Annotated in this window: 5 protein-coding genes; 1 reads left to right on the forward strand and 4 read right to left on the reverse strand. The window is 62.9% G+C overall.

Features of this window, described 5'->3' with window-relative positions; translation table 11 throughout:
* Positions 1–131 precede the first annotated feature (131 nt).
* Positions 132–2354: an FUSC family protein gene (locus PCA31118_RS20390; RefSeq protein WP_150626885.1), complete on the forward strand. Its 2223-nt coding sequence runs from the start codon at positions 132–134 to the stop codon at positions 2352–2354.
* 121 nt (positions 2355–2475) lie between these two features.
* Here the strand turns inward: PCA31118_RS20390 and PCA31118_RS20395 are convergent, their stop codons facing one another.
* The 4 genes from PCA31118_RS20395 to PCA31118_RS20410 form a co-directional block, all read right to left on the reverse strand.
* Positions 2476–3114: a response regulator gene (locus PCA31118_RS20395; protein ID WP_174990546.1), complete on the reverse strand. Its 639-nt coding sequence runs from the start codon at positions 3112–3114 to the stop codon at positions 2476–2478.
* Positions 3115–3536: 422 nt separating this feature from the next.
* Positions 3537–5066 carry an efflux transporter outer membrane subunit gene (locus PCA31118_RS20400; RefSeq protein WP_246190342.1) on the reverse strand — a complete coding sequence of 510 codons (1530 nt, stop codon included), beginning with the start codon at positions 5064–5066 and terminating at the stop codon, positions 3537–3539.
* A gap of 277 nt (positions 5067–5343) precedes the next feature.
* A complete protein-coding gene (locus tag PCA31118_RS20405) occupies positions 5344–8517 on the reverse strand; it encodes a multidrug efflux RND transporter permease subunit (RefSeq protein ID WP_150626887.1) in 3174 nt (1057 codons plus the stop codon).
* Positions 8514–11765 carry an MdtB/MuxB family multidrug efflux RND transporter permease subunit gene (locus tag PCA31118_RS20410; protein ID WP_174990547.1) on the reverse strand — a complete coding sequence of 1084 codons (3252 nt, stop codon included), beginning with the start codon at positions 11763–11765 and terminating at the stop codon, positions 8514–8516. The genes PCA31118_RS20405 and PCA31118_RS20410 overlap by 4 nt, the downstream gene beginning before the upstream one ends.
* Positions 11766–11872 lie beyond the last annotated feature (107 nt).

The raw sequence follows: 11872 nt of genomic DNA on the forward strand, positions 1-11872 counted from the left end.
GCACGGGCAGCCCGCATGTAACCGGCGGTATCCCCACTTCGCGGCACGCGGGGCTTCGGCTAGACTCTCACTGCGCCGCGCACCACCCCATCGCACGGCCGGCTTTGCTGCGGAACCCTCGCACCCGACGCATGGACTATCAGACCGATATCAAGAAGTTCCTATATAGCCATTACTTTTTTAGCGGCACCCGCCAGGCAGTCGGCGTCATCCTGCCCGCGCTCGTCCTGTTCTGGGGGATGGATCAGCACCTGCTCGGCATCGAGGTCGCCTCCGGCGCGCTTTGCGCCAGCGTGGTCGACATCAACGGGCCGCTGCGCCACAAGCACACCGAATTGCTCAGTTGCACGCTGCTGGGCGCCCTGACCGTGCTCATTACCGGTATGGCGACGGCCGCACAGCCGTGGCAGCTATGGATTACCACGCTGATTCTGACGTTCGGCCTGTCCATGCTCGTGGTCTACGGCTTTCGCGCCTCGCTCGTGAGCTTTGCCTGCCTGATGATGATGGTGCTCAACGTCGAGGCCGACCTCACGCGTCATCAGGCGGTGCTCGATGCCGGCGCCGTACTCGCCGGCGGTCTCTGGTACACCTACTTCAGCCTGTTCGTGTGCCGGATCTGGTGGTTTCGCATCGAACAGCAGACCCTCGCCGAGTGTTTTTTCGTGACCTCGGAATATCTCGAGGCCAAGGCCGCCTTCTACGACACTTCCACGGATATCGACGACTGCTACCGGCGTCTGATTGCCGCGCAGGTAAACGTCGTGGAAAAGCAGCAAGCGGCGCGTGAGATCATTTTGCGCAATCTCCCTCGCCTGCGTATCGGCGCGCTCGAACCGCGCCGCACAATGCTGTTCAATCTGTTCATCAACATCGTCGACCTGCACGAGACGGTGGTCTCCGTGCATACCGATTACCCGATGTTGCGTCGTGAGTTCGCCAACAACGACGTTCTCCTGTTTTTCCGTGACATGATCCGCAAGATCGCCATCGAGGTGGATGCGATCGGTTATGCGATCGCCACGAACGAGCCCTCGCGGGCTCAGCGGAGCTGGCGCGCCGAGTTCCGGGCCATCGAGTACGAAATCGAACTCATGCGCAAGCAGTCGCTCCAGCAACGCTCCCCGGAGGCCTATCACGCACTCACGAGCACCTTCCGTCGCGTGTGGAGTACGACCCGCATCGTCGAGCGCATGCATCGCAACACGGATGTGAGCACGGCCGGAAACGCCACCGAGGTGCAGATCGATCAGGCACTGGTCCGATTCACGTCGCGGCAGAGCTTCTCTCCGAAGTTGCTCTGGAAAAATCTGACTTTCTCGTCGCCCAGCTTCCGCCACGCATTGCGGGTGACGATCGCAATCACGGCCGGTTTGCTCGTCTGCGAGAACTGGTCGCTGCTGGCCGGACAGGATCACAGCTACTGGGTGCTGCTCACGATCATCGTGATTCTGAAGCCTGGGTTCAGTCTGACCAAGCAGAAGAACGCGCAACGTCTGACCGGCACCCTCGTTGGCTGCGTGAGCGTGCTGGTGATCCTCTCGTTCGTGCACAAGGCCTGGATTCTGCTCGCCCTCATGTTTTTCTGCATGATCATGGGCAACAGCCTGTCGCTGTTCAATTACGGGCTGTCGGTCGTCTTCATGTCGTCTTACGTGCTGCTGCTCTTTCACTTCCTGCTGCCCGGTTCGCTTTCGGTAATCGGCGAGCGCGCCATCGATACGCTGATCGGTTCGGCCATCGCGCTGGTGTGTTCGTACCTGTTCCCGTACTGGGAATACCGGCTGATGGGGCCGCTGATCCGCAATGCCGTGCAGTCGACCCGCACGTACCTTGAGGCGTGCGCCGGGCTCGACGGCAAGCGAGACAATCTTGCCTATCGCATGGCGCGCAAGGACATGCACATTGCCTTCGGGAATTTCGGCGCCGCCTTCAAGCGGATGATGCTCGAACCGAAGTCGAAGCAGGTCGCCGTGGCGGAACTCAATGATTTGCTGGTACAGAACCACGTGATGGCGTCGTACATCACGGGGATGTCCGACGTGTTGCCGCGTCAGATTGCGGCGGACAAGAGCGGGGAACTGGGACAGGTCGTGGCGGCCATCAGCGACCTGCTGTCGCAGGCGGTCGCGGCCCCGGCGGCGTCGGTGCCGACGGACGCGCAGGCAGCCACCGAGGCCATGCGCGACTACACGCGCCGGCTGGACGCGCTGGTGGTGGCGCAAGAGCAGCAGCCCGAGGTCGCCGACGCCCACATCCAGGAAATCAAGCAAGTCGTGCATCAACTCAAGCAGATGCTGCGCGCCGGTGAGTTGATTCTGCGTGACATGCGGGCCATCCGGTTGCCCGCCTGAGTCCCGTCCGTCCGAGTCATACCCGCCCGGGTCGCGTCCGTCCGGATCACGTCCGTCCGGATCACGTCCGTCCGGATCACGCCCGTCCGAGCTACGCCACGCGGACGCGCTCGCTCACCGGTCAGGTGATACCCGAGCGCGTGGCGTAGTGGTAGAGGTCGACATCGCGGTCCAGCCCGAGCTTGCGCATGGCGTTCGTCTTTTGCGAACTGACGGTTTTGACGCTGCGACTCAACTGGAACGCTATCTCGCTGATCGTCAATCCCGAGACGAATAACCGCACCACCTCCACCTCGCGCCCCGAGAGCTTCGACGCATCAAGGTCCGTATCGTCGACCACGGCGTCGTGCAACCGCGTTGCCAGCCCTGCGGGAATGTAGCGGCTACCGTCCGCGACGACACACACGATGTCGGCAATCGAGCTTTGTTCATCGAGTTTGGAGAGAATCGAATGGACGCCGAGCTTGAGCATGCCGCGCAGAATCGCAAGATTCTCCAGCATCGTTACCACGATGATCTTGATGTGGGGGAAGTACCGGCGGACGTAGCCGATGAGAAAAAGTCCGTCCTTGAAGTTACCCCCCGGCATGGAAAAGTCGGTCACAAGAATGTCGCAAGGCGCTTTAGCCAGCAGGTTCACCAGTTCCGACGAATTGCCGGCCTCCCCGACCAGATGGATCATCTCCCGCTCTTCGAGCAGACGCCGTATGCCAAAGCGCACAATCGGATGGTCATCTGCGACCACGACATTGATCGTCATCCTTGTCCCCTTTTCTATTGGTCGTTGGCAGGCCGTCATCACGCCGCGCCAAGCGCGCGCGGCTTCGCACCGGCCGTCACTGCGAAGCGGGTCCATTCTGGCAAAAAGGGATCACGCCGACCGGGTGGGAAACGTCACATTGTCGAAGTGCGAGGCCCCGCTTGCCACCCGTGGTGGTCAACCGGCGCGACGCCCGCATGCTGCCCGATAGAGCGGGTACTGCCCCCAACGACTTGGCGGCACTCGCACAGAGGTGAAATTGCACAGACGCGCGTCGACGAGGTTTGTGCTACTCGCGTTACCGGCATTCGGAAGATTCGCAGCACCGGTTTCGGGCGTTCCGATCGAGAAAGTCGGAATTCCCTTAAACACCGGTGCTGGATTTGGTGATCGGCTCGCCACGAGCCTCGAAAAATGCGTAGTTATTCCTGCGCGGCGGCAGCCGACGCCTTCGCCGCCTCCGGCACAACACTCGCACCGCCGCCCGCACTACTACTCGTGCCGCCGCCCGCCGACGCGCCCTCGGGCGGCAAGCCGTGCCAGCCCCCGCCCAGTGCCGTCACGAGCAGCACATTCGCTGTGAACTGGCGCCCCAGGATCGTTAAGGCCGTACGTTCCGTGGTGTACGCAGTTGCCTGCGCCGTCAGCACGTTCTGGAAACCGACCGTCCCCGCCTTGTACTGATTCAGGATCAGCTGCGCGGCTTCGCGCGACGATTGCACCGCCTGATTCTGCACGGCGGCCTCGCGCCCAAGGTAGTTGAGCGCGGCCAGATTGTCTTCGACCGCCTGGAATGCGGCGAGCACCGTCTGGCGGTAAGTCGCGACCTGTGCGTCGTACGCTGCGATGGCCGCGTCCGTCTGCGCACGTCGCAAGCCACCGTCGAAGAGCGTGGCCGCCAACGCCGGACCGACCGACCAGAAGCGGCTCGGCAGCGTCAGCCAGTCGGCGAAGCTGTTGCTCTGAAATCCGCCCGTCGCCGAGAGCGAAAGCGTGGGGAAGAACGCCGCTTTCGCCACGCCGATCTTCGCGTTCGCCGCCACCACCGAACGCTCCGCGGAAGCAATGTCCGGGCGACGCTCCAGCAGTTGCGACGGCAGGCTCACCGGGACCGGGGGCAACGCTGCCCGCAACGGCGACGGCGTGAGCGAAAAGGCCGCGGGCGCTTTGCCCACGAGCAACGCGATCGCATGCTCCAGTTGCGCACGCGTGACTTCGATGTCGAGCGCCGCCGCCTGGGCTTGCTGCAACTGCGTTTGCGCCTGAATCACGTCGGAGCGCTGTGCCACCCCCACGGCGTATTGGTTTTGCGTAAGCCTGAGCGTCTGCTCGTACGCGGCAACGGTGCGATCGAGCAATGCCTTTTGCTCGTCCGTCACCCGCAGATCGAAGTAATTCTGTGCAAGCAGCGCCTGCGCCGACAGGCGTGCATTGGCGAGATCCGCGGCACTGGCTTCGGCGCTCGCGTTGCCGGCTTCGACGGAACGGCGCACGCTGCCCCAGATGTCGAGCTCCCAGCTCGCAGTCCCCGACAGGCTATAGCTGTTCGAAATACCGCCGACCCCCGCACCGCTGATCGCCGTATTGCTCACACGCGAACTACTACGGGTCACGCCGGCATCGGCGCCGATGGTCGGGAAGAATGCCGCACGGGCCTGCGAAGCAACAGCCAGCGCCTGCCGGTAGTTGGCCTCGGCGACTTTAACGTTCTGGTTGTTGATGTCGACCTGATTCATCAGCCCCGAGAGCACCGGGTCCTGATAAATCGCCCACCAGTCGCCCTTGGCAAGGGCATCGCTCGGCTCGGCGAGTTTCCAGTCGCCGGTCTCCTTGAACGCCGCGGGTGTATCGACATCAGGCCGGACATAGTCGGGACCCAGTGCGCACCCGGCGAGCCAGAGTACGGCGCTCGCCGCGAGATACGTCGCCGAGCGGCGCATGCGCGACGACATCGCGATGCCCCGCGCTTTGCTCGCCGCAGTTGCCGCTTGAGAACGAGGACGGGGAACTTGACGATCGAGGTTACGAGACATGGCACACATCGGCCCAACGGCCGGGACAAAGATTTCAGAAGATGCAGAACACGCGGACGAGACCGACGCAACGCATGAATCGGTCACATCGGACACATCGGTCACATCGGTCACATCGGTCACATCGGACACATCGGATGACGGCGACGATAAACGCGCGTCGCTACCACGCTTTCGCATCGCATGACGAAACACATCAACCATGGCCGACCTCCCCGACGTCGCTGTGCCCGGTCTGGCCGCGCGCACGCCAACGCGCCCAACGCAGACGCAAACGATCGAGATACAGATACACCACGGGGGTCGTATAGAGCGTAAGCACCTGACTCACGAGCAGCCCGCCCACAATCGAAATACCCAACGGCTGACGCAGTTCCGCGCCATCGCCGGTCCCGAGCGCGAGCGGAATCGCACCGAGCATGGCAGCCATGGTCGTCATCATGATCGGGCGAAAACGCAACACGCACGCCTGGAATATCGCTTCACGCGGCGGCAGGTTCTGACGCCGCTCCGCGTCCAGCGCGAAGTCGATCATCATGATCGCGTTTTTCTTCACGATACCGATCAGCAAAATCACGCCGATCAGCGCAATGATGCTGAACTCCGTGTTGAAAAGCAGCAGCGCCAGCAAAGCCCCCACGCCCGCCGAGGGCAGCGTCGACAAGATCGTCAGCGGATGAATGTAGCTCTCATAGAGCACGCCCAATACGATGTACACCGTGAGCAGCGCCGTGAGGATCAGAATCGGCTGAGACGAGAGCGCCGACTGGAACGCCTGCGCCGTGCCCTGAAAACTGCCCTGCACCGACGTCGGCATGCCCAGTCGATCCACCGCGTCCCGGATCGACGCCTGTGCCTGCGAGAGCGACACGCCCGCCGGCAGATTGAACGAGATCGTGCTCGCGGCAAACTGTCCCTGATGCGAGACACCGAGCGCCGTATTGGTGGGGCGATATCGCGCGAACGCCGAGAGCGGCACCTGCGCCCCCGCCGAGGTCACCACATAAATATCCTTGAGCGACTCGGGACTTTGCCACCACCGGGGCGCGACCTCCATCACGACCTTGTACTGGTTGAGCGGGTTGTAGATGGTCGAGACCTGGCGCTGACCGAACGCATCGTTGAGTACATTGTCGATCTGGCTCATCGTCAGTCCGAGACGCGACGCCTGATCGCGGTCGATGTCCAGCGTCGTTTGCAACCCCTTGTCCTGCTGATCCGTGTTCACGTCGGCGAGATTCGGCAAGCGCGAAATGGCATTGCGCACCTTCGGCTCCCACTCGCGCAACTGCTGGAGGTCGTCTGCCTGCAACGTGTACTGATATTGCGCATTGCTCGATCGCCCCCCCACGCGAATATCCTGCACGGACTGCAGGTAGAGCATTGCGCCGGGCTCCTTCGCCAGCTTGCCGCGCAACCGTGCAATGACCTGATCCGCCGAGAGCTTGCGCTGCCCCAACGGCTTGAGCGTGACGAACATCGAGCCGCCGTTGCGGTTCGAACCGCCGGTGAAGCCCGTGACCGTTGCAACGTCCGGGTCGGCCTGCACGATCTTGATGAAGTCCGCGAGCTTTTTCTCCATCGCCTGGAACGAGATCGCCTGATCGGCCTGAATGAAGCCGATCATCCGCCCCGTGTCCTGCTGCGGGAAGAAGCCTTTCGGCACCACCATATAAAGCCAGACGTTCAGGCAGATCGTGGCGAGCAGAATCAGCAGCATGAGCGGCCCATGCCGAAGCGCCCACGCGAGCGAACGCTCGTACTCGCGCAGCATCGCCGCGAACATGCGCTCGATCCCGCCTCCCATACGCGTCCAGACCGACGCTCGCTTCGGCAGCGTCGCCGGTTCGGCCGCCAGTGGGGCGGCCTCCACCGGCACGCCCGGCGCCGCTTTCCCCTTGAGCAAGCGCGCGCACATCATCGGCGTCGTCGTCAGCGAGACGACCAGCGAGACCATGATCGCCGCTGAGAGCGTGACGGCGAACTCGCGGAACAACCGCCCGACGATACCGCCCATGAGCAGCAGCGGAATGAACACCGCCACCAGCGAAATGCTCATCGACAACACGGTGAAACCGACTTCGCGTGTGCCCTTGAGCGCCGCTGCAAACGGACTGAGACCTTCTTCGACGTGCCGGGAGATGTTCTCGAGCACGACGATGGCATCGTCCACCACGAAGCCGGTCGCGATGGTCAGCGCCATGAGCGACAGGTTATCGAGACTGAAGCCGCAGAGGTACATGATGCCGAACGTGCCGATCAGCGAGACCGGCACGGCCACAGTCGGGATCAATGTCGCCCGCCAGTTGCGCAGGAAGATGAAGACGACCATGATCACGAGTCCGATCGAGATCAGCAACGTGCGTTCGACTTCCTTGAGCGAGGCGCGAATCGTCGGCGTGCGATCCATGACGACATCCAGGTTGATTGCCGCCGGAATCGAGGCACGCAGGTTCGGCAAAATCCTGTTGATGCCGTCGACCGTCTGAATGATGTTCGCCCCCGGCTGGGTCGTGATGATGAGCAGCACCGACGGCTTGCCGTTCGCCGACCCGGCGTTGCGCAGGTCCTGTACGGAATCGACGACATCCGCAATATCCGAGAGCCGCACCGGGCGACCATCCTGATAGCTCACGATGACGGGCAGGTATTCCTTGGCTGTCTTCGCCTGATCGTTGGCGAGGATCTGCCAGCGGCGATCGCCGTCTTCGAGTGCGCCCTTCGGGCGATTGGCGTTGACGGCCTGAATTGCCGTGCGCACGGTCTCGAGCGGAATCTGGTACTTGTTGAGCGCCGTCGGATTGAGCTCGACGCGCACCGCCGGCAACGAGCTGCCGCCAACCGTCACATCGCCGACGCCTTCAAGTTGTGAGATTTTCTGCGCAAGGATGGTGGACGCTGCGTCGTACATCTGCCCGCGTGTCATGCTCTCGGACGTAAGCGCGATGATCATTACCGGCGCGCTCGCCGGGTTCACCTTGCGGTAGGTCGGATTGCTCGGCAGTCCCGTGGGCAACAGGCTGCGCGCGGCATTGATTGCCGCCTGCACGTCGCGCGCGGCGCCGTTGATGTCGCGAGAAAGGTCGAATTGCAGCGTGATGCGCGTAGAGCCCAGCGAGCTGTTCGAGGTCATTTCCGTGACGCCCGCAATGCGCCCGAGCGAGCGCTCCAGCGGCGTCGCCACGCTGGCAGCCATCGTCTCCGGACTGGCGCCGGGCAGCGACGCCGAAACGGAGATCGTCGGGAAGTCGACCTGAGGCAGCGGCGAGACGGGCAGCAGCCCGAAGGCGACGATGCCCGCCAGCGTCACCCCGATGGTGAGCAGGACGGTGGCGACCGAGCGCCTGATGAAGACAGCCGACAGGTTCATCGCGCCGGACCGTCCGTCGTGATTGCGCCCGCAGCACCACCTCGCCCGCCGGGACCGCCAGCGTTACCCGGTCCGGCAGGGCCAGCGGGTCCACCGGCACCACCCGAGCCACCGGGACCACCATGATCGTCGTGACCGCCATGCGACGTGTCGTCCGACGGCCCGAAGCGGCGCTCGCGCCATGCGCGCGCGCGCAGCGCCCAGCGGTCGAACCAAAGGTAGATGACCGGCGTAGTAAATAGCGTCAACACCTGACTGACCATCAAACCACCGACCATCGTGATACCGAGCGGCTGACGCAACTCGGAGCCGACGCCCGAGCCCAGCATGAGCGGCAGCGCCCCCAGCACCGCGGCCATCGTCGTCATGAGAATCGGACGAAAACGCAGCAGGCACGCCTGATAGATCGCCTCACGCGGCGCCATGCCGTGTTCGCGCTCCGCTTCCAGCGCGAAGTCGATCATCATGATGGCGTTCTTCTTCACGATGCCGATCAGCAAGATGATGCCGATGATCGCAATGATGCTGATGTCGTTGCCCGAGACCATCAGCGCGAGCAAGGCCCCCACCCCGGCTGACGGCAATGTCGACAGAATCGTGATCGGATGAATGTAGCTCTCGTAGAGCACGCCCAGCACGATATACATCGTCACGACCGCAGCAAGAATCAGCCACAACGTGTTCGAAAGCGATGCCTGGAACGCCTGCGCCGCGCCCTGGAACGTCGTCTGCGTGCTTATCGGCAATCCGATGGACTGCTCGGCCTCGGTGATCGCCTTGACGGCTTCGCCGAGCGACGCGCCCTTGGCCAGATTGAACGAGATCGTCGCGGCGGGGAACTGCGCCTGATGGTTGATGGCCAGCGGCGTGGGCTTTTCCACGATTCTTGCAAACGACGTGAGCGGCACCTGCACCCCGGACGACGAGGCGACGTAAATCCCTTTGAGAGCGTCCGGGCCACGCTGGTAGTCGCTCGCCACCTCCAGCACCACCCGGTACTGTGACGCCTGCGTGTAGATCGTCGAGATCAGGCGCTGACCGAAGGCGCTGTACAGCGTCTGGTCGACAGACGCAGGCGTCACGCCCAGTCGGCTCGCCGTATCGCGGTCGATGTCCACGTAGGCCTGAAGTCCATTGACCTGAAGATCGCTCGTAACGTCTGCCAGTTGCGGCACGTGCTGCAACTTCTCCACGAGCTTCGGCACCCACACGCCCAGCGTGTCCAGACTAGGGTCCTGCAAAGTGAACTGATACTGCGTGCGACTGATCCGGTCCTCGATCGTCAGATCCTGCACCGGCTGCATATAGAGCGCGATTCCCGGCACCTTCGCCACTTCGGGCTGAATTCTGCGGATGACTTCCGAGGCATCGACGCCGCGCGTGGCCTTGTCCTTGAGGTTGATGAGCAACCGCCCGCTATTGAGCGTGGCGTTCACACCGTCCACCCCGATGAACGACGACACCGACTGGACCGCCGGGTCCTTGAGGACTGCCGCGACGAGCGCTTGCTGCCGCTCGCCCATGGCCGCGAACGAGATCGACTGGGGCGCCTCGGAAATCCCCTGAATCACGCCGGTGTCCTGCACCGGGAAGAAGCCCTTGGGCACCCACAGGTACAGCAGCACGGTCAGCACCAGCGTGCCGAGCGCCACGAGCAGCGTGGCCGGTTGCCGGTCGAGCACCCAGGTGAGCCACTCGCCGTACTTCGCAATGATGCGGTCGAACATCGCCCCGGTCTTGCGATAGAACTTGCCCTGCTTCTCTTCCGGCACGTGGCGCAGCAGTTTCGCGCACATCATCGGGGTAAGCGTGAGCGAGACCACGGCCGATATAAGGATAGACACCGCGAGCGTGATCGCGAACTCGCGGAAAAGACGCCCCACGACATCGCCCATGAAAAGCAGCGGAATCAGCACGGCGATCAGCGAGAAGGTCAGGGAAATGATGGTGAACCCGATCTGTTCGGCGCCTTTGAGCGCCGCCTGCAACGGTTTTTCTCCCTGCTCCATGTAGCGGGCGATGTTCTCGATCATCACGATGGCGTCGTCGACCACGAAGCCGGTCGCAATGGTCAGCGCCATGAGCGTGAGGTTGTTGATCGAGAACCCGGCGAGATACATCACACCGAAGGTGCCAATCAGCGAGAGCGGCACCGCCACGCTGGGAATGATGGTCGCCGAGACATTGCGCAGGAACAGGAAGATGACCATCACCACGAGTGCGACGGCGAGAATCAGCTCGAACTGCACGTCGGAGACCGAGGCGCGAATCGTCGTGGTGCGATCGGTGAGCAACTGCATGTCGATGCTGCCGGGCAGCGCCGCCTGCAACTGCGGCAACAGCGCCTTGACCTTGTTGACCGTCTCGATCACGTTCGCACCCGGCTGACGCTGCACGTTCACCACGATGGCCGGCGTGGTATCGGCCCACGCGGCAAGCTTGGTGTTTTCGGCGCCGTCGATGACATCCGCAATGTCGGACAGCCGGATCGGACCACCATTCTTGTAAGCGACGACAAGATTGCGGTATTCGTCAGCCGACGCTAACTGGTCGTTGGCGTCGATGGTCGAGGCGCGCAGCGGGCCGTCGAAACTCCCCTTCGCCTGATTGACGTTCGCCGCCGCAATCGACGTGCGCACGTCTTCGATGTTCAATCCGTATGACGTGATCGCACGGGGATTGACCTGAATGCGCACCGCCGGACGCTGCCCGCCGGAAATGCTCACCAGACCGATGCCCGGCAATTGCGATATCTTCTGCGCCACGCGTGTGTCCACCAGATCCTGCAACTTCGGCAGGGGCATGGTTTTGGACATGATCGCCAGCGTGAGAATCGGAGTGTCCGCCGGGTTGACCTTGTTATAGATCGGCGGCATCGGCAGATCGCTCGGCAGCAGATTGCTGGCGCTATTGATCGCCGCCTGCACCTCCTGTTCGGCGACATCGAGCCCGAGGTCCAGCGAGAACTGCAACGTAATGACCGACGCGCCGCCCGAACTCGTCGACGACATCTGGTTGAGCCCCGGCATCTGACCGAACTGGCGCTCCAGCGGTGCGGTGACCGACGAGGTCATCACGTCCGGACTTGCCCCCGGATACAGGGTGACCACCTGAATGGTCGGATAGTCGACTTCCGGCAGTGCCGAGAGCGGCAACAGCCGGTAGGCGACGAAGCCGGCAAGCAGGATCGCCAGCATCAGCAACGATGTGGCGACCGGTCGGAGAATAAACTGGCGGGACGGATTCATTGGCTACGTTGAAGGGCGTCTCTTTTTTGGGGCATGTGCGAAGCTTGTACGATGCCTGAGCGGAACCTGAGCGCGACGATGGGGCAGCGAGGGCTGGAACTGGCGGT

Origin of the sequence: Pandoraea captiosa (genome assembly GCF_902459775.1) — a bacterium.
In the GTDB taxonomy this organism is placed as follows: domain Bacteria; phylum Pseudomonadota; class Gammaproteobacteria; order Burkholderiales; family Burkholderiaceae; genus Pandoraea; species Pandoraea captiosa.